The sequence below is a fragment of the Streptomyces cadmiisoli genome, from assembly GCF_003261055.1.
GTDB lineage: Bacteria > Actinomycetota > Actinomycetes > Streptomycetales > Streptomycetaceae > Streptomyces > Streptomyces cadmiisoli.
Map to the genome: position 1 here is coordinate 7,244,404 of NZ_CP030073.1, position 19,164 is coordinate 7,263,567.

At 72.1% G+C, this 19,164-nt stretch carries 13 protein-coding genes and 1 riboswitch; of the genes, 5 read left to right on the forward strand and 8 right to left on the reverse strand.

Annotated elements, in window-relative coordinates; genetic code table 11:
• Nucleotides 1-143 precede the first annotated feature (143 nt).
• The 3 genes from DN051_RS31875 to DN051_RS31885 all read left to right on the forward strand — a co-directional run bounded on the left by DN051_RS31875 (nucleotide 144) and on the right by DN051_RS31885 (nucleotide 2,964).
• Nucleotides 144-617, forward strand: a complete 474-nt coding sequence (locus tag DN051_RS31875) for a bifunctional nuclease family protein (protein WP_004002801.1) — start codon at nucleotides 144-146, stop codon at nucleotides 615-617.
• A 269-nt stretch (nucleotides 618-886) separates the two neighbouring features.
• On the forward strand, nucleotides 887-1,531 hold the full coding sequence (locus DN051_RS31880; RefSeq protein WP_079000423.1) for a MerR family transcriptional regulator: 645 nt from the start codon (nucleotides 887-889) through the stop codon (nucleotides 1,529-1,531).
• A gap of 53 nt (nucleotides 1,532-1,584) precedes the next feature.
• Complete coding sequence (locus DN051_RS31885) at nucleotides 1,585-2,964, forward strand: DNA polymerase IV (RefSeq protein ID WP_112440137.1); 1,380 nt, start codon at nucleotides 1,585-1,587, stop codon at nucleotides 2,962-2,964.
• Nucleotides 2,965-3,079: 115 nt separating this feature from the next.
• On the opposite strand, the gene DN051_RS31890 is transcribed toward DN051_RS31885, so the two are convergent.
• Nucleotides 3,080-3,451 carry a PRC-barrel domain-containing protein gene (locus tag DN051_RS31890; RefSeq protein WP_053761535.1) on the reverse strand — a complete coding sequence of 124 codons (372 nt, stop codon included), beginning with the start codon at nucleotides 3,449-3,451 and terminating at the stop codon, nucleotides 3,080-3,082.
• Nucleotides 3,452-3,565: 114 nt separating this feature from the next.
• A riboswitch (glycine riboswitch) is annotated at nucleotides 3,566-3,661 on the forward strand.
• A gap of 177 nt (nucleotides 3,662-3,838) precedes the next feature.
• Here DN051_RS31890 and gcvP point away from each other — a divergent pair.
• Nucleotides 3,839-6,724 carry an aminomethyl-transferring glycine dehydrogenase gene (gene gcvP / locus DN051_RS31895; RefSeq protein WP_053761534.1) on the forward strand — a complete coding sequence of 962 codons (2,886 nt, stop codon included), beginning with the start codon at nucleotides 3,839-3,841 and terminating at the stop codon, nucleotides 6,722-6,724.
• A gap of 61 nt (nucleotides 6,725-6,785) precedes the next feature.
• On the opposite strand, the gene DN051_RS31900 is transcribed toward gcvP, so the two are convergent.
• The 7 genes from DN051_RS31900 to kdpB form a co-directional block, all read right to left on the reverse strand.
• Nucleotides 6,786-7,874 carry an ABC transporter ATP-binding protein gene (locus DN051_RS31900; RefSeq protein ID WP_053761533.1) on the reverse strand — a complete coding sequence of 363 codons (1,089 nt, stop codon included), beginning with the start codon at nucleotides 7,872-7,874 and terminating at the stop codon, nucleotides 6,786-6,788.
• A complete protein-coding gene (locus tag DN051_RS31905; RefSeq protein WP_053761532.1) occupies nucleotides 7,871-8,713 on the reverse strand; it encodes an ABC transporter permease in 843 nt (280 codons plus the stop codon). The genes DN051_RS31900 and DN051_RS31905 overlap by 4 nt, the downstream gene beginning before the upstream one ends.
• Nucleotides 8,710-9,534 (reverse strand): molybdate ABC transporter substrate-binding protein, encoded by an 825-nt coding sequence (gene modA / locus DN051_RS31910; RefSeq protein WP_053761531.1) that lies wholly within the window; start codon nucleotides 9,532-9,534, stop codon nucleotides 8,710-8,712. The genes DN051_RS31905 and modA overlap by 4 nt, the downstream gene beginning before the upstream one ends.
• A 193-nt stretch (nucleotides 9,535-9,727) precedes the next feature.
• Nucleotides 9,728-10,123: a TOBE domain-containing protein gene (locus DN051_RS31915; RefSeq protein ID WP_053761530.1), complete on the reverse strand. Its 396-nt coding sequence runs from the start codon at nucleotides 10,121-10,123 to the stop codon at nucleotides 9,728-9,730.
• A gap of 84 nt (nucleotides 10,124-10,207) precedes the next feature.
• A complete protein-coding gene (locus DN051_RS31920; RefSeq protein ID WP_112440140.1) occupies nucleotides 10,208-12,154 on the reverse strand; it encodes an APC family permease in 1,947 nt (648 codons plus the stop codon).
• A 242-nt stretch (nucleotides 12,155-12,396) separates the two neighbouring features.
• Nucleotides 12,397-13,275 (reverse strand): SDR family NAD(P)-dependent oxidoreductase, encoded by an 879-nt coding sequence (locus DN051_RS31925; RefSeq protein WP_112440142.1) that lies wholly within the window; start codon nucleotides 13,273-13,275, stop codon nucleotides 12,397-12,399.
• 135 nt (nucleotides 13,276-13,410) lie between these two features.
• Nucleotides 13,411-15,552: a potassium-transporting ATPase subunit KdpB gene (kdpB, locus tag DN051_RS31930; RefSeq protein WP_112440144.1), complete on the reverse strand. Its 2,142-nt coding sequence runs from the start codon at nucleotides 15,550-15,552 to the stop codon at nucleotides 13,411-13,413.
• 1,013 nt (nucleotides 15,553-16,565) lie between these two features.
• Here kdpB and DN051_RS31935 point away from each other — a divergent pair.
• On the forward strand, nucleotides 16,566-19,133 hold the full coding sequence (locus DN051_RS31935) for an ATP-binding protein (RefSeq protein WP_112440146.1): 2,568 nt from the start codon (nucleotides 16,566-16,568) through the stop codon (nucleotides 19,131-19,133).
• The last annotated feature ends 31 nt before the right edge of the window (nucleotides 19,134-19,164 follow it).

Here is a 19,164-nt window from a genome sequence, read left to right on the forward strand (position 1 = left end):
GTGCGGTGCCTGTGTGCCCTGCTCGGGGGCGTGTCGGCCGTGGTCGCCCCGAGCGGTCGGGAGAAGGCCGTGCGCAGGCCGGATCGGTCCGTCAATGTCGGCCCGACTACCCAAACGTCCCGAGCACGGCCTAGGGTTGCTGTGTGAACGAGCTCGATGTCGTAGGTGTCCGGGTCGAAATGCCCTCCAACCAACCGATCGTGCTCCTGCGCGAAGTGGGAGGCGACCGCTACCTCCCCATCTGGATCGGGCCGGGGGAGGCGACGGCCATCGCCTTCGCCCAGCAGGGCATGGCGCCCGCGCGACCGCTGACGCACGACCTGTTCAAGGACGTGCTGGAGGCCGTCGGCCAGGAACTCACCGAAGTGCGCATCACGGATCTGCGTGAGGGCGTCTTCTACGCCGAGCTGGTCTTCGCCAGCGGCGTCGAGGTGAGCGCCCGCCCGTCCGACGCCATAGCGCTGGCCTTGCGCACCGGGACGCCGATCTACGGCAGTGACGGGGTGCTCGACGACGCCGGGATCGCGATTCCGGACGAGCAGGAGGACGAGGTGGAGAAGTTCCGCGAGTTCCTCGACCAGATCTCGCCCGAGGACTTCGGCACCAGCAGCCAGTGACCTCGTCGCCTTGGCCCCCGGGGCTGCGAACACCGGGTCGAGAGCCGTCCGTGTGCGGCTCGCGACCGTTCACAGAGGGGCAATTGCCGGCGGCCGGTGAGAGCGTCCTGCGACTCCTTGTCAGCGCATTCGGCTAGCCTTTCCCCGCGGTTGGGCGCGGGAAACCACTCGTAGGGTGATTATCACTCGGCGTGCCGAGTGTGGCGATCGTTGACGCACCCTTGGTGACTGCCTACCGTCGAGAAGGCAGGTCAAGGACGGAGGTCGGCGTGAGAAGCAGCGGCGACGGTGCGGCTGGGGGTGCCCCGGGACGCAGTCTCGGGGAAAGCGGTCCGTACCCGCTTCACGGCAGGGCGGCCGATCACGCCCGGCAGCGGCCGACGCCCGTTCCCACCACCGGAGGGGCGGCGTCCATGGCATCCGAGCAGATCGGCTACCGAGGCCCTACGGCCTGTGCGGCCGCCGGCATCACCTATCGACAACTGGACTACTGGGCCCGCACCGGGCTCGTGGAGCCCAGCGTCCGGCCTGCCCACGGGTCGGGCACGCAGCGTCTGTACAGCTTCCGGGACGTTGTCGTTCTGAAGATCGTCAAACGTTTCCTCGACACCGGGGTCTCGTTGCAGAACATCCGTACCACCGTCCAGCACCTGAGGGAGCGCGGCTTCCAGGACCTGGAGCGGATGACGATGATGAGCGACGGCGCCACGGTCTACGAGTGCACCTCGCCGGACGAGGTCCACGAGCTGCTCCAGGGCGGCCAGGGGATCTTCGGCATCGCGGTGGGGGTCGTCTGGCGGGACGTGGAGAACGCCCTGTCGCAGTTGCACGGCGAGCGCATCGACACCGGAGAGACGCTCGTCGGGCACAATCCGGCGGACGAGCTGGCGCGGCGGCGCAACCGGGCGGTCTGAGCCCCGGCCCGGCGGCGGGGGCATTGTCAGTGGCGTGAGGCAGCATCAGAGATGTGAGAACCGCGCCCACGATCCTGCATCTCGACATGGACGCCTTCTTCGCCTCGGTGGAGCAGGCGTCCAAGCCGAGCCTGCGCGGGAAGGCCGTGATCGTGGGCGGGCTCGGGCCGCGCGGCGTGGTGGCGACCTGCTCGTACGAGGCCCGGGTGTTCGGAGTGCATTCGGCGATGCCCATGGCCCAGGCCCGCCGGCTCGCCCCGAACGCGGCGTACCTGGTGCCGCGCTTCGGGCTGTACCGGTCGATCAGCGATCAGGTCATGCGGCTGCTGCGCGCGCTGTCACCGTTGGTGGAGCCGCTGAGCCTGGACGAGGCGTTCGTGGATCTGGAGGCCGGGGGAGCGGCCTGGGACGAGGAGTCGGCCCTGCTGGCGGGGGTGCGGCTGCGGACCGACATCAGAGCCGTCACCGGCCTCACGGGGTCCGTGGGGCTCGCCGCGTCGAAGATGCTGGCGAAGATCGCCTCGGAGCAGGCCAAGCCGGACGGGCTCGTGCTGATAGAGCCGGGGACCGAGCGGGCGCTGCTCGGGCCGATGCCGGTTCGGACGCTCCCCGGGGTGGGCCCCGCGACGGGCGACCATCTGCGGCGGGCCGGCATCACCACGGTCGAGGAGATCGCCGAGGCCGGTGAGGACGAGCTGGTGCGGCTGCTGGGAAAGGCGCACGGGCACGCGCTGTACGCCATGGCGCTGGCGCGCGACGACCGGCCGGTGGTCGCCGAGCGGGAGACGAAGTCGGTCTCGGTCGAGGACACCTACGACGTCGACATCCACGACCGGATCCGGGTCGCGCTGGAGGTGCAGCGGCTGGCGGACCGGTGTGTCCGGCGGCTGCGCGGCGCGGGACTGTCCGGGCGGACCATCGTGCTGAAGGTGCGGCGGTACGACTTCTCGACGCTCACCCGCTCCGAGACGCTGCGCGGGCCCACCGACGACCAGGCCGTGGTGCGGGAGGCCGCGGCCCGGCTGCTGGACTCCGTGGACACCACCGGCGGCGTGCGGCTGCTGGGGGTGGGGGTCAGCGGCCTCGCCGACTACACGCAGGAAGATCTGTTCGCGCAGGCGGTGGGGGAGCGGCCGGAGGGGCCCGCGGAGGAGGAGGCGCCCGAGTCGGCCGACGGTGCCACCCGGCCGGTGGAGCGGCGGTGGCCCGCCGGGCACGACGTGCTCCACACCGAGCACGGGCACGGGTGGGTGCAGGGCAGCGGGCTGGGGAGGGTCACCGTGCGCTTCGAGACACCCGACTCGGTGCCCGGGCGGGTGCGGACCTTCCGGACCGACGATCCGGCACTGGAGCCGGCGGACCCGCTGCCACTGGTCGCACGAAGACCCGACGAGGCGGCGGATGCGGAAGGGCAGGACCGTTCGTCGGCGTAGGGGCGTAGGGGCGTAGGGGCGTAGGGGCGTAGCGGCGCGGCAGTGCAGCGGCTTGGCGGTGGCGCGTGGGGGGCGGGTGCCGCCGAACGGGGACGGGTGGGCAGCGACGTCCGGGTCAGGGTTCGTCCGTGCCGGCCAGTTTGCCGAAGTCGTGGTCCGGGAGGCCGGGCGGGGAGGCCACGTCGAGGCCGTAGTGGTGGTAGAGCTGGAGCTCCTGGTCCGGCGAGAGGTGGCGGCCGACCCCGAAGTCGGGGGCCTCCTTGATCAGCGTGCGCTCGAAGGGGACGTGCAGACTGCCCTCGATCAGTTCGCTGGGTTCCAGCGGCACGAAGGCATCCCTGCTGAACAGCCCCGTGCGTATCGCAGCCCACTCCGGCACACCGGTCGCGTCGTCGAGGTACACCTCGTCGATGGTCCCGATCTTGTTGCCGCTGCGGTCGAACGCCTTGCGGCCGATCAGGTTGCGCGGATCGATCTCGGTCTGCACGGGCCCTCCACGTGGTCGCAACTCATTCGTAAGCACTACGAAAGAGCACATTGGGCGGCGCGGCCACTCGAAGGCACCGACATTGACCTCGCTGGTAGTCTGACAAGCGGCTGCTGACCCCGCGCGGGAGAGTCCTCCAGACACCATCGGAGGCGCCGAAGGAGCAAATCCTCCCCGGAATCTCTCAGGCCCCTGTACCGCACGGACGAGGTCACTCTGGAAAGCAGAGCGGGTGTCCACGGCTCCCGCTCTCACCGACGGTGCAAGCCGGTCGTCCCTTCGGCGACCCGGTGAAGCTCTCAGGTTGTGATGACAGAGGGGGAGGCCGTCGGGGCACCCGTGCCGGGGTGTCCCTCGAAGGTCGCGTCAGACCAGGAGGCCTCCGCCATGACCGCCCATCGCATTCCGCTCGCCGAGCTCGAACAGGGGACACCGTTCGAGCAGCGCCACATCGGGCCCGACCAGGAGGCGCGGGCCAAGATGCTCGCGCAGGTCGGCTACGGCTCGCTCGACGAGCTCACCGCCGCCGCGGTCCCGGATGTGATCAAGAACTCCGACGCCCTGGACCTGCCGGGCGCCCGCACCGAGGCCGAGGTGCTGGCCGAGCTGCGCTCCCTGGCCGACCGCAACCAGGTCCTCGACTCCATGATCGGACTCGGGTACTACGGCACGTTCACGCCGCCCGTCATCCTGCGCAACGTCATGGAGAACCCGTCCTGGTACACGGCCTACACGCCGTACCAGCCGGAGATCTCGCAGGGGCGGCTCGAGGCGCTGCTGAACTTCCAGACCGTGGTCGCCGACCTCACGGGTCTGCCGACCTCGGGTGCCTCGCTGCTCGACGAGGGCACGGCCGCCGCCGAGGCGATGGCTCTGTCCCTGCGCATGGGCAAGAACAAGAAGGGCCTGTTCCTGGTCGACGCGGACGCGTTCCCGCAGACCATCGCCGTGATCCGGACCCGCGCCGAGCCGACCGGCGTCGAGGTCGTCGTCGCTGACCTCTCCGGCGGCATCCCCGCCGAGATCGCCGAGCGCGAGATCAACGGCGTGCTGATCCAGTACCCGGGTGCCTCCGGCGCGGTGCGAGACCTCAAGCCGGTGATCGACCGGGCGCACGAGCTGGGCGCGCTGGTCACCGTCGCCGCCGACCTGCTCGCGCTGACGCTGCTGAAGTCGCCGGGCGAGCTCGGCGCGGACATCGCGGTGGGTACGACGCAGCGGTTCGGCGTGCCGATGGGCTTCGGCGGTCCGCACGCCGGCTACATGGCGGTGCACGAGAAGTTCGCCCGCAGCCTGCCCGGCCGCCTCGTCGGCGTCTCCGTCGACGCCGACGGCAACAGGGCCTACCGGCTCGCGCTGCAGACGCGTGAGCAGCACATCCGCCGTGAGAAGGCGACCAGCAACATCTGCACCGCGCAGGTGCTGCTCGCCGTGATGGCCGGCATGTACGCCGTCTACCACGGACCCGACGGGCTCAGGGCGATCGCCCGCCGCACGCACCGCTACGCCTCCCTGCTTGCCGCCGGGCTCGGTGCGGCGGGCGTCGAGATCGTCCACGGTGCCTACTTCGACACGCTGACCGCGCGGGTGCCGGGCCGCGCCGCCGACGTCGTCGCCGCCGCCCGGGACCGCGGGGTGAACCTGCGCCTGGTGGACGCCGACCACGTCTCCATCGCCTGCGACGAGACCACCAAGCGGGCCCAGGTGGACGCCGTGTGGGCCGCGTTCGGGGCCGAGGCCGACATCGAGGCCCTGGACACCGCCACCGAGGACGCGCTGCCGGACGCCGTGCTGCGCGCCGACGACTACCTGACCCACCCGGTCTTCCACCAGCACCGCTCCGAGACCGCGATGCTGCGCTACCTGCGCCGGCTCGCCGACCGCGACTACGCGCTGGACCGCGGCATGATCCCGCTGGGCTCCTGCACCATGAAGCTCAACGCGACCACCGAGATGGAGCCGGTCACCTGGCCCGAGTTCGGTCAGCTGCACCCGTTCGTGCCCGCCGAGCAGGCCGAGGGCTACCTCACGCTCATCCGTGAGCTGGAGGACGGTCTCGCCGAGGTCACCGGCTACGACAAGGTGTCGCTCCAGCCGAACGCTGGCTCGCAGGGCGAGCTGGCCGGTCTGCTCGCCGTGCGCGGCTACCACCGGGCCAACGGCGACGAGCAGCGCACCGTGTGTCTGATCCCGTCCTCCGCGCACGGGACGAACGCCGCCAGTGCCGTCATGGCCGGGATGAAGGTCGTCGTCGTCAAGACCGCCGAGGACGGCGAGGTCGACGTCGAGGACCTGCGCGCGAAGATCGAGAAGCACCGCGACGAGCTCGCCGTGCTCATGATCACCTACCCCTCGACGCACGGTGTCTTCGAGGAGCACGTCTCCGAGATCTGCGCGCAGGTGCACGACGCCGGCGGTCAGGTGTACGTCGACGGCGCCAACCTCAACGCCCTGGTGGGTCTCGCCAAGCCGGGGCACTTCGGCGGCGACGTCTCGCACCTCAACCTGCACAAGACGTTCTGCATCCCGCACGGCGGCGGCGGTCCGGGCGTCGGCCCGGTGGCCGTACGGTCGCACCTGGCGCCGTACCTGCCGAACCACCCGCTCCAGCCGCAGGCCGGTCCGGAGACCGGTGTGGGCCCGATCTCGGCCGCCCCGTGGGGTTCCGCGGGCATCCTGCCGATCTCGTGGGCCTACGTCCGGCTCATGGGCGGTGAGGGGCTGAAGCGGGCCACACAGGTCGCCGTCCTGAGCGCCAACTACATCGCCAAGCGCCTCGAACCGCACTTCCCGGTGCTCTACACCGGCCCCGGCGGGCTCGTCGCCCACGAGTGCATCATCGACCTGCGGCCGCTGACCAAGGCGACCGGGGTGAGCGTCGACGACGTGGCCAAGCGGCTCATCGACTACGGCTTCCACGCCCCGACGATGTCCTTCCCGGTGGCCGGCACGCTGATGATCGAGCCGACCGAGTCCGAGGACCTGTCCGAGCTGGACCGGTTCTGCGAGGCGATGATCGCCATCCGCGCGGAGATCGAGAAGGTCGGATCCGGCGAGTGGCCCGCGGACGACAACCCGCTGCGGAACGCCCCGCACACCGCCGCCGCGCTCGGTGGCGCCTGGGACCACGCCTACAGCCGTGAGGACGCCGTCTTCCCGGGCGGGGTCTCGGCCGCGGAGAAGTACTGGCCGCCGGTGCGCCGGATCGACCAGGCCTTCGGCGACCGGAACCTGGTGTGCTCCTGCCCGCCGCTGGACGCCTACGAGGACTGACCGGACCGTCCGACCCCGGTGAGGGCCCCGCGCCGTGCGAGCGCGGGGCCCTTCGGGTCTCTCAGGCCGGGTAGGCGTGTGTCTGGGCGGCCTTGACCGTCGCCCAGATCCCGGCGCCCGGCTGGAGGTCGAGTTCGGCGGCGGCGACCGTGGTGAGGTCGGCGGTGAGGGCCAGTTCGCCGGTGAGGGCCGCGCGGATCTGGTCGCCGTGGGTCTCCAGCCCGGTGACCTCGCAGTGCCACAGGTTGCGGGCGCTGGCGCCCGTCGGCCGGTCCCGGAAGAGGGTGACCGCACCGGGCGGGAAGGCCACGAAGACCAGCCCGTCGAGGTCCTCGGTGATGGAGATGGCCGGGCCGGGGTCCAGGTGCACGGTGTGGCCGGACGCGCGGCCCTTGTAGAGGTTCAGGCCGACGAGCTGGGCCACGTAGTCCGTGCGGGGGCGGCGGGCGATCTCGGCGGGCGTGCCCTCCTGCACGATCAGCCCGTGCTCCACGACCACGAGCCGGTCGGCCAGCACCATCGCGTCCAGCGGGTCGTGGGTGACCAGCACCGCCACCGCCTCGAAGTCCGCCAGATGGCGGCGGAGCTGGGCGCGCACCTCCAGACGGGTGCGGGCGTCCAGGGCGGCGAGGGGCTCGTCGAGGAGCAGCAGCCGGGGCCGGGTGGCCAGGGCGCGGGCGAGCGCGACGCGCTGGGCCTGGCCCCCGGACAGCCTGCGGGGCTTGACTCCGGCGTGCTCGCCCAGACCCATCCGGTCCAGCCACGCGGCCGCCTCCGCGCGGGCCTGGGCCTTGGTCGCGCCATGGCAGCGCGGTCCGAAGGCCACGTTGTCCAGGGCCGTCAGATGCGGGAAGAGCAGATAGTCCTGGAAGACGACGCCGACCGGGCGGGACTCGGGAGGCGTACGGTCCAACTCTTCGCCGTCGAGCCGGAGATGGCCGTCCGTGAGCGGGGTGAGGCCGGCCAGGGCGCGCAGCGCGGTCGTCTTGCCGGCCCCGTTGGGTCCGAGCAGCGCCACGACGTCGCCGGGGGCGGCGGTCACCGCGATGTCGAGGCGGAACGGGCCGCGGTCGACCACGAGGCGGGCGTCCAGCCCTTCACCGGAGGCGGCTGCGGGCAGCACGGTCCGGGAGTCTTCGACATGGGTCATGAGGCGGTCATCCAGCGGTCGCGCAGGCCCGCGAGGACCGCGATGGACACGGCGAGCAGGACAAGGCTGAGCGCGATGGCCGCCGCCGGGTCGTTCTGCAGGGCCAGGTACACCGCGAGCGGCATGGTCTGCGTGCGGCCGGGGAAGTTGCCGGCGAAGGTGATGGTGGCCCCGAACTCGCCGAGCGCACGTGCCCAGGCCAGCACCGCGCCGGCCGCGACGCCCGGGGCGATCAGCGGCAGGGTGACCCGGCGGAACGCGGTGAAGCGGGAGGCGCCGAGGGTGGTGGCCGCCTCCTCGAAGCGGGGGTCCGCGGCCCGCAGGGTGCCCTCCACGCTGATGACGAGGAACGGCATCGCGACGAACGTCTCCGCGATCACGACGCCCGCCGTGGTGAACGGCAGGGTGATGCCGAACCAGGCGTCCAGCCACTGCCCGACGACGCCGTTGCGGCCGAGGGCGAGCAGCAGGGCGACGCCGCCCACCACCGGGGGCAGCACCAGCGGCAGGGTCACCAGGGCGCGCACCAGACCGCGGCCGGGGAAGTCCGTGCGGGCCAGCAGCCACGCCAGCGGCACCCCGATCAGCAGACTGAGCCCCGTCGCCGCCGTGGCGCACACCAGGGACAGCCGGAGGGCCTGCCAGACCCCGGGGCTGGTCAACTGCTCCGGCAGGGTGCTCCACGGGGTCCGCAGGAGCAGCGCGATCAGCGGGAGCAGCAGGAACGCGAGTCCGGCCAGCGCGGGGACCAGCAGGGGCAGCGGTACGGCGCGGCCGCGCCGGCGGACGCGGCCGCGCCGGGGGCCGCCCCGTAGGGTCTCCGCGGGTCGGACTGTCACGGCTCGAGGAACCCGGCCCCGGTCAGTACCTGCCGGCCCTGCGCGGAGCGCACCAGCTCGATGAAGGTCTGCCCGGCCGCCTTGTTGGGAGCGTCCTTCAGCAGGGCGATCGGATAGTCGTTCACGGCGTCGGCCGACTCGGGGAAGTCCACGCCCTCCACCTTGCCACCGGCGGCCCGCACGTCGGTCTTGTAGACGAGGGCGGCGTCCGCCTCCTTCAGTTCGACCTTCGTCAGGGCGCTCTTGACGTCCTGCTCGTAGGAGACCGGGGTGAGTTCGACGCCGGCGGCGTCGAGCGCCTTCTGAGCGGCGGCGCCGCACGGCACCGACTCGTCGCACAGGACGACCTTCAGCCCCGACTTGGTGAGGTCCTTCAACGAGGAGATCTTGTCGGGGTTGCCGGGCAGGGTGGCGATCTCCAACTGATTGCGCACGAAGGTCTCGGGCGCCGCCGAGGTGTCGCCCGCGTCGGAGACGATCGCCATGGTCTTGGGGCTCGCGGCGGCGAAGACGTCCGCGGGTGCGCCGCCGGTGATGCTCGCGGCCAGCGAGTCGCTGCCGCCGAAGCTGAAGGTGACCTTCGTGCCCGGGTGCTGCTTCTCGAACTCCTCGCCCAGTGTCGTGAAGCTCTCCTTGAGCGAGGCGGCCGCGAAGACGGTCACCTCGCCGGAGAGCCGCTGCGAGGCGGACGAGGAGGGGTCCGACTCGGCGGACGAGTCTGTCGAGCCGGACGAGGAGCAGGCGGTCAGGGCCAGCAGCGCGGCGGCGCCCACGCCGGCCACCTGCACGGTCCGCCGGCTGCGGCGCGTGGATCGGATCATCACAGAGTTACTCCTCTGGCTTCCGGCGACTTCTCGGGGGAAGATCCCTCGGCTTCCTCCGATGCGTCGATCATACTGGCGCAGATGCCAGCCGGAAGTCTGCTGGAGCATCGCATGAGCGGGCCGATCGCCCGGACTGGGCGCGCATGTGCGATCGTACGGCGGACCTGGTGGGGTGTGAGTGTCGTGAGTGTCAGGCGCGGTCGATATGTACGTTCGTCGACTTCACCCGGGCCGTCGCCCGCATGCCGACCTCCAGGCCCAGCTCCTCGACGGCCTCCCGGGTGAGCAGGGAGACGAGTCGGTGCGGGCCCGCCTGGATCTCGACCTGCGCCGCGACGTCGCCCAGCTTGATCGCGGTCACGATGCCGGGGAAGGCGTTGCGGACGGAGGTGGACGCGGCCTCCTCCTCGCCGCTGCCGGACTTGGCCAGTTCGACCGAGAACGCGGCCAGGTCCCGTCCGTCGATGACCCGGTGTCCGCTGTCGTCGCGGTGGGTCGCCACGCGGCCCGCGTCGGCCCAGCGGCGGGCGGTGTCCGGGCTCACGCCGAGCAGCCGGGCGGCCTGACCGATCGTGTAGGAGTTCATGCAGGTCACGATAGGGCGGCAGCCGGTGCCGGTGGAGGCGGGGTTGGACCTCGGCCCTGACGCGACACCGCCCGGCGCCGCGGTTCAGCCCGTGTGCACCCGTGGCCGGCGGACGGGATCCGGTTCGGCCTCGCGCAGGATCTCCCGGGTGACCGGGGCGACCTCGCCCTGGCCGAAGAGGAAGAAGCGCAGGAAGTTTGCGGAGGGGCTGCCCTCGGTCCACTCGAAGTAGATGTGCGGGATGCAGCCGGTCGTGTCGCGCACGTGCAGCAGCAGAGCGGCCAGGGCGTTGGAGACGGAGGCGGACTCCAGCGTCAGGACGCGGTAGCGGTTGTGCATGACCGCGCCGTGCACCGTCAGGCCCGACTCGAACTCGGAGGGGTCGGTCACCGTCACCTCGACGAAGACGAAGTCCTCCTGGGCGGGGACGTCGTTGTCGCGCCGGATCTGCTCGATCTTGTCCCGGTACTCGGCGAAGTCGCGTGTGTCGGGCTCGTTGGCGATGAACCGGATCCTGCGGCTGGAGATGTCCCGGACGAACCGCTCCGCCATGTCGTCCAGTGTCACGCTGGTCACACGGAGTTCGAAGGAGCGGGCCAGCCGGGAGGTCAGCGAGAGGATCATGATGCCCGCGATGAAGCAGGCGCCGATCTTCACACCGTCCGGGCGTTCGATGACGTTCGCGATCGTCGTGTACAGGAACACCACGGAGATCGCGCTGAACGCGATGGTCCAGCTGCGGTGGCCGGCCTTCCGCGCGGCGATGGTCACCGCGATGGCGGCGGAACTGATCAGCACCAGTACACCGGTGGCGTAGGCGCCGCCCTGCGCGTCGACGCTGGCGTCGAAGATCCAGGTCACCAGGAACGCGACGAGGGTGAAGACGATGACCATCGGGCGTACCGCGCGCGCCCAGTGCGGGGCCATGCCGTAGCGGGGCAGATAGCGCGGCATCAGATTGAGCAGTCCGGCCATCGCGGAGGCGCCGGCGAACCACAGGATGGCGATCGTCGCGACGTCGTAGACCGTGCCGAAGACGTTGCCCAGATACTCGTGCGCCAGGAAGGCCAGGGCGCGTCCGTTGGCCTGGCCGCCCTCCTCGAACTCCTGCGCCGGGATGAGCAGCGTGGTGATGAAACTGGTGGTGATCAGGAAGCAGCTCATGATCAGGGCGGCCGTGGTGAGCAGCTTCTTGGTGCCCCGGATCCGGCCCTCCGGGTGCTCCTCCGTGTCTTCCGGATCGCCCTTGACGTGCGGCATCACGGCGACGCCGGTCTCGAAACCGGACAGGCCGAGGGCGAGCTTGGGGAAGACGATCAGCGCCATGCCGATCATGACCAAGATGTTGCCGTGCTCGGCGGTCAGCGCGCTCGCCCAGTCGGTGATGACATGCCCCTCGGTGGCGATGTGCCACAGCCCGGCGACCACCACGACGGCGTTCAGCGACAGATAGATGCCGACCAGGGCGACGGCGACTCCGATCGCCTCCAGGAATCCCTTGAGGAACACCGCGCCCAGCAGCGCGATGAGCACGAGGGTGATGAGCATCTGGCTGTCGTGCAGGGCCTCGTTGAGGTGGGGGTTCTCGATCAGATGGGTCGAGGCGTCCGCGGCCGACAGCGTGATGGTGATCAAGAAGTCGGTGGCGGCGAAACCCAGCAGGGTGAGGACGAACAGCTTGCCCTTCCAGAAGGTGAGCAGACGCTCCAGCATGGCGATCGAGCCCTGGCCGTGCGGGCTCTCCGCGGCGACCCTCCGGTAGACCGGCAGCGCGCCGGCCAGCGTGACGAGCACGAGCACGATGGTCGCGATCGGCGACAGCAGCCCCGCCGCGAGGGCCGCGATACCGGGCTGGTAGCCGAGGGTCGAGAAGTAGTCCACGCCGGTCAGGCACATCACCCGGTACCAGCGCTGGCCCTCGTGCGCGGGGGGCGGGTGCGCGTGCGCGGCGCCGGTCTTGCCGATGTCGGACAGCCCTTCCAGCAGCCAGGCGCGCAGGCGGCCCGGCGCGGGGCGTTCGGTGGCGGCCATCGGCGTGCTCCTGACGCGCTCGGCGTGCGGTTCCGGCCGTCATGCGGACCGCGCCCTCAGCGTATGCGGAGAGTGACGTACGGGCCCACGGGCGACGGGTGCCGCTACGTCGACGCACCGTCAGGACCGGCCGCTCGGCTGCTTGTGGCGCGCCAGGTCAGCGGCGGGAGGAGCGGCCGAGCCCGCATTGCGCCGAACGGGGGGGCGGGCAGGGGTGGTGGGCCCGGGGCGGACACGGTGCGTCATGTCGTACGTCGTCCGGTGTCCCGATCCAGCACGTCGCCCTGTGTTCCGAGGCCGGTCGGGCGTCCCGTCGTGCGGTTCTCGGTCGTGACCCGTGCGAGTGCCACGCGTTCGCTGAGGCTGCTGAGGCTGCTGAGGCTGCTGAGGCTGCTGAGGCTGCTGAGGCTGCTGAGGCTGCCGAGGTCGTCCAGGTCGTCGCGTGCGTCGCGGTCGTGGTGCGCGCCGTCGACGATCTCCACCGCCGGGTCGCACAGCCGCACCACGTGCCGGGCGCCCTGCGCGGGGGAGGCGCCCGGGTGGACCGAGACCGCGGTGACGCGAGGGTCGGCCGCGAACACCGTCAGGGTCAGCCGGGACCGGGCGTGCGCGGCGAGCCGCGAGTAGCGGCGGGCCCGGTGGGGGTCGGCCCACTGGATCGGCGCCGTGCCGTGCGGCGACGAGGAGACGTCGACCACCCGGCCGCCCGGACCGCCGGCGAGGGCCGGCGCCAGCAGGCAGGTGAGCAGGTAGGGGGCCAGAAAGTTGACCTGGAGGGCGATCTCGTTGCCGTCGTCGGTGACCGTGTGCCGTTCGGGTGCGGCCATGGCGGCGTTGTTGACCAGGACGTTCAGGTCCGGGTGCTCGGCCATGACCTTGTGGGCCAGGAACTCGATCTCGTCGAGGCGGGCGAAATCGGCGCCGTACGTGCACAGGCGCTCGGCGTCCACGCCCTTGGTGGCGACCAGCATGTCGGCCGCCGCCCGGGCCTCCTCGGCGGTCCGGCCGTGCATCAGCACCGTGGCGCCGCGCCCGGCCAGTCGACGGGCGGTCTCGACGCCGACGCCGGTGGAGGCGCCGGTGACCAGGACGGTACGTGAGGAGAGGGATGAGCCGGGCATGGTCCGTTCCGGGTTCGGGCACACGGGCCGGCCACAGGCGGCGAGTGCGCGGGGAGGACGGGGTGGAAAGGGGTGGGGAGGGATGGGAAGGGTCTGACGTGTGCGTACGGGACATCGAGGGCGGGGCGCCCGGCGTCAGCTGAGGCCCGGTACCCCGGAGATCAGCAGGTCGATCACCTTGATGCCGACGAACGGCAGGACCAGCCCGCCGAGGCCGTACAGGAGCAGATTGCGGCGCAGCAGGTCGTGCGCGGAGGCGGGTGCGTAGCGCACTCCCCGCAGGGCCAGGGGGATCAACGCCACGATGATCAGTGCGTTGAACACGATCGCGGACGTGATCGCCGACGTCGGGCTGTGCAGGCCCATCACGTTCAGCGCCTCCAGGCCCGGGTACGCGCCCGCGAACATGGCCGGGATGATCGCGAAGTACTTGGCCACGTCGTTGGTGATCGAGAACGTCGTCAGCGCGCCCCGGGTGATGAGGAGTTGCTTGCCGATCTCGACGATGTCGATGAGCTTGGTCGGGTCGGAGTCGAGGTCGACCATGTTGCCGGCCTCCTTGGCGGCCGACGTGCCGGTGTTCATCGCCACGCCGACGTCGGCCTGCGCGAGCGCCGGGGCGTCGTTGGTGCCGTCACCGGTCATCGCGACCAGCTTGCCGCCCGCCTGCTCCCGCTTGATCAGCGCGAGCTTGTCCTCGGGGGTCGCCTCGGCGAGGAAGTCGTCGACGCCCGCCTCCCGGGCGATGGCGCGGGCGGTGAGCGGGTTGTCGCCGGTGACCATGACCGTGCGGATGCCCATGCGGCGCAGCTGCGCGAAGCGTTCGCGGATCCCTTCCTTCACCACGTCCTTGAGGTGGATCAGGCCCAGGACACGCGGGCCGTCCCCGTCGTGCACCGCCACCAGCAGCGGTGTGCCGCCCGAGGCCGCCACCGAGTCGGCGAAGTGCCTCGCCTCGGGCGGGACCTGGCCGCCGTACATCTGCACCCACTCGATCACCTGCTGGGCGGCGCCCTTGCGGACGGCGGTCACGGCGCCGTCGTCCCAGCCCAGATCGACACCGCTCATCCGGGTACGGGCGCTGAAGGGCACCCACCGCGCGTGCGACAACTCGTCCTCCGTGGGCGCCCGCAGCCCGAACAGCTGCTTCGCCAGGACGACGACCGACCGGCCCTCGGGCGTCTCGTCGGCCAGCGACGACAGCTGGGCCGCCGCCGCGAGCCGGCCCTCCTCGACGCCCGGCAACGGAACGAAGGCGGCGGCCTCGCGGTTGCCCAGCGTGATGGTGCCGGTCTTGTCCAGCAGCAGGGTGTTGACGTCGCCCGCCGCCTCGACCGCGCGCCCGGACATGGCGAGCACGTTGCGCTGCACCAGCCGGTCCATGCCGGCGATGCCGATCGCGGACAGCAGCGCGCCGATCGTCGTCGGGATCAGCGTCACCAGCAGCGCGACCAGCACGGTCGTCGACTGGGCGGCGTCCGCGTGGTCGGCCATCGGCTGAAGGGTGACCACGACCAGGAGGAAGACGACGGTCAGCGAGGCCAGCAGGATGTTCAGCGCGATCTCGTTCGGTGTCTTCTGCCGGGACGCGCCCTCGACCAGCGCGATCATGCGGTCCAGGAAGCTGTGGCCGGGGCGGGCGCTGACGCGGACGACGACACGGTCGGACAGCACCGTCGTACCGCCCGTGACACCGCTGCGGTCGCCGCCCGCCTCACGGATCACGGGTGCGGACTCGCCGGTCACGGCGGACTCGTCGACCGCCGCGACACCGTCGATCACGTCGCCGTCCGCCGGGATCGTCCCGCCCGTCTCGACCAGGACCACGTCCAGCGGCCTGAGTTCGGCGGGGGAGACGGTCTCGGTGCGGGCCGTGTGCAGGTCGGTGCCGTAACGCCAGTCGAGCAGGCGCAGCGCCACGGTGTCCGTGCGCGTCCGGCGCAGCGACTCGGCCTGGGCCTTTCCCCGGCCCTCGGCCACGGCCTCGGCCAGGTTGGCGAAGACCACCGTCAACCACAGCCAGACACTGATCGTCCAGGTGAAGACGGCCGGGTCGAACACGGCCGACAGGGTGGTGAGCGCGGCTCCGACGGAGACCACGAACAGCACCGGGTTCCGGACCAGGACGCGCGGGTGCAGCTTGCGCAGCGCCTCGGGAAAGGACCGGACGAGCTGGGCCGGGTCGAACAGACCGCCGGGTGCGCGGCGTCGTGGAACGGTCGGGGCGGTGGGCTGCGGGCGGGACGCGGGTGCCTGCTCGGGGGCAGCGGGAAACATGGAGACGGAGACCTTCGTGCGGACGTGACCGGTCCGCCGGTGTGCCGGGGCACGCCGGCGGACCGGGGGGACGGACAGGACGCCGGCCGCGGGGGCCGTGCGGTGCCGTGACCCGGCACCGCACGGCGCGGCGGCCGCCGGCGTCGCGGCGACGACGGGTGCGTGTCAAGGGCCCGTCGCCGGAGGCCACCGGCGTCCGCGGCCTCCTCGGCGGCCGGATGGGAATCCAACCACCGTCGAGGACCGGAAGGGACGGCCGAGCCGGGAAATTTGCGGCTCTCATACGGGTTCGCGGCCGCCTCGTCAGCATCACGTCAAGGGCGCCTGAGCAGCCGTCAGGGGTGCGTCAACGCGGGGCTCGAGCGGTCGTAGGCAGCGTGAGACTGAACGGCGACGGGGGACGGGTACTGCCCTCGGCCGCGAGAAACCGTGACGGTGATGGCCGGGGAAGGGGCGGGAAACGGGAACCCCGGGAATCCCGCACCCCGCACCCGGGGCACCGGCACGCGGGTCACTCGGAGCGCGGCTTCGAGACCTGTGCGGCCGGAACCGGTCGCCCCCGTCCCGTGGGCGGTGTCGGACCGCGGCTCGGAGGGGGCGCGACCCGGGCCGTTCCGCGGGCACCCCCCGACAGCAGGCCGTGGCCGAGCGGGCCGCTCTGCGCCGCCGCCACCGGGACCACGTCCCCGCGCGGCTGCGCCCTCTGCGCGCGGCCACGGTCCTGCCCATCACCGCTCTCGCCGTACGGTTCCGCCGCGCGGCCCGCCGATCGGGACCGGCTCCCGGCGGGACGGTTCCTCGACGCCCCCGTTCGACGCCCGTGTTCGATGCCCGCGGCGGCGGCGCGCGGCCGATGATGCCGGGTCCGGCCTCTCGGGTACCGCTGTCCGGCGAGCCGTCACGGGGCCCGCCGGGCAACTGTTCGTCAAGACGGTGTCAACGTCCTCGTTCGAGGCGCCAGGGAGGCGTCAATACGCCTGACCGGCGTGCCGCCGAGCGCTTCGCTGAGGGTGATGAACGAAGTACGGCGCGGACGGCTGAAGGTCTACCTCGGGGCGGCTCCGGGGGTCGGCAAGACGTACCGCATGCTCGACGAGGGGCGGCGCCGCGCCGCCCGCGGAGCCGACGTCGTCGTGGGGTTCGCCGAGTGCCACGGGCGGCCCCGCACCGAGACCGTGCTGGACGGCCTGGAGGTCGTGCCGCGGCTCGGCTGCACCTACCGCGGCGGGCGGTTCGAGGAGATGGACCTCGCCGCGGTCCTCGCCCGCGGCCCGCAGATCGCCCTCGTCGACGAACTCGCCCACAGCAACGTCCCGGGCGGCGGCCGCAACCCCAAGCGGTGGCAGGACGTCGAGGAACTGCTCGCGGCCGGCGTCGACGTCATCACCGCCGTCAACATTCAGCACCTGGAGTCCCTCAAGGACGTCGTCGAGAAGATCACCGGCGTGCCCCAGCACGAGACCGTGCCGGACGAGGTCGTACGCCGGGCCCACCAGGTGGAGCTGGTCGACATGCCGCCCGAGGCCCTGCGCCGCCGGATGGCGCACGGCAACGTCTACGCACCCGAGAACATCGACGCGGCCCTCGCCAACTACTTCCGCACCGGCAACCTGACCGCGCTGCGGCAGCTGGCGCTGCTGTGGACGGCCGACCGGGTCGACGAGGCCCTCCAGAGGTACCGGGCCGAGCACGCGATAGGCGGGGTCTGGGAGACCCGGGAGCGGGTCGTGGTGGCGCTGACCGGCGGACCGGAGGGCGACACGCTCGTACGGCGGGCCGCCCGGATCGCCGACCGGTCGGCCGGCGGGGACCTGCTCGCCGTGCACGTCGCCCGCAGCGACGGTCTCGCCACCGGTTTCTCGCACGCGTCGCTGGCCCGGCAGCGCAGGCTGGTGGAGGACCTCGGCGGCAGTTACCACTCCGTCGTCGGCGACGACGTGGCGAGCGCGCTGGTGGAGTTCGCCCGTACCGAGAACGCCACCCAGCTCGTCCTCGGCTCCAGCAGGCGGGGACGCCTCGAACGGTTCCTCACCGGCATGGGCACGGGGGAGAGGGTCGTCGCGCAGTCCGGCGACATCGACGTCCACCAGGTCTCGCACGAGCGGGCCGGCCGCGGCACCCTGCTGCCGTCCCGGCGCCGCACGCTGTCGCGGGCCCGCATGATCGCGGGACCGGTCGCCGGGCTGGTGCTGCCGGTGCTGCTGACGGTCCTCCTCGCCCAACTGCGCGGCACCTTCAACCTCACCAGCGAGGCGCTGCTGTTCCTGCTCACGGTGGTGGGTGTGGCCTGCATAGGCGGCGTGGCCTCGGCGGTGATCGCCTCCGTGACGGCGTCGCTGCTGCTCAACTACTGGTTCATCGCGCCCATGGGGCAGTTCACGCTCCGCGACCCCAACGCCCTGCTGGCACTGGCCGTCTTCGCGGTGGTCGCCGCCACCGTCGCCGCGGTCGTCGACCGCTCGCTCAGACTGTCCCGCCGCGCCGCCCGCGCCACCGCCGAGGCGGAGACCATGTCCTCGCTGGCCGGCAGCATCGTGCGCGGCGGGCAGACGATCCCGGCGCTGCTGGAGCGGACCCGGGAGACCTTCGGGGTGGACACCGCGGAACTCGTCGCCGACGCGCCCGACGAGGCAGGTGCCGCCCGGTTCGGCGGGACCCGGGAGCCCATGTCCGGTGCCACCGTGGTGCCGGCCGGGCCCGGGGGCTTCCTGGTGCTGCGCGGCGGTGCCCTGTCCGCGTCCGAGCGGCGGGTCCTCGCCGCCTTCGCCGCGCACGTGGGGTCGGCGGTGGAGCGGGCCAGGCTGGCCGAGGCGGCCGCCCAGGTCGAGCCGGTGCGGGCCGCGGACCGGATGCGTACCGCGCTGCTGCGGGCCGTCGGCCACGACCTGCGCACTCCACTCGCCGCCGGTTGGGCGGCCGTCACCTCGCTGCGCAGCCGGGACGTCGAGTTCACCGCGGAGGACCGCGACGAACTCCTCGCCACCGCCGACGAGTCCATGGCCAAGCTCAGCCGACTGGTGGAGAACCTGCTCGACCTCAGCCGGCTGGAGGCCGGTGTGCTCAGGCTCAATCTGCGGCCGACCTCGCTGGAGGAGGTCCTCCCGGCGGCACTCTCGGACATCACCGGCGTGGAGGTCGGGGAGGTCGAGCGGGTTCCGCAGGTGCTGGCCGATCCGCCGCTGCTGGAGCGCGTGATCGCCAATCTGGTCTCCAACGCCGACCGCCACGCCCCGGCGGGTACGAAGGTGCTGGTCACCGCGAGTGTGCTGGCCGGCCGGGTGGAACTGCGGGTCGTGGACCGGGGCCCCGGACTGCCCGCGGCGGACCGGGAGCGGCTGTTCGAACCGTTCCAGCGGCTCGGCGACACGGACAACACCAGCGGCCTGGGGCTGGGCCTGGCGCTCGCCCGCGGGCTGACGGAGGCGATGAGCGGCACCGTGAGCCCCGAGGACACTCCCGGCGGCGGGCTGACCATGGTGGTGTCGCTGCCGCTGGCCGAACGCCCCGAGGCGCCGAACGCCGACGGCCCGAACCCGCCGGAACACGGACCGGTTCCGGGGGATCGGGCGGGGAGCGGGTGAGCGGGCTGGGCCGAGTGGGGTGCCGGCGCCG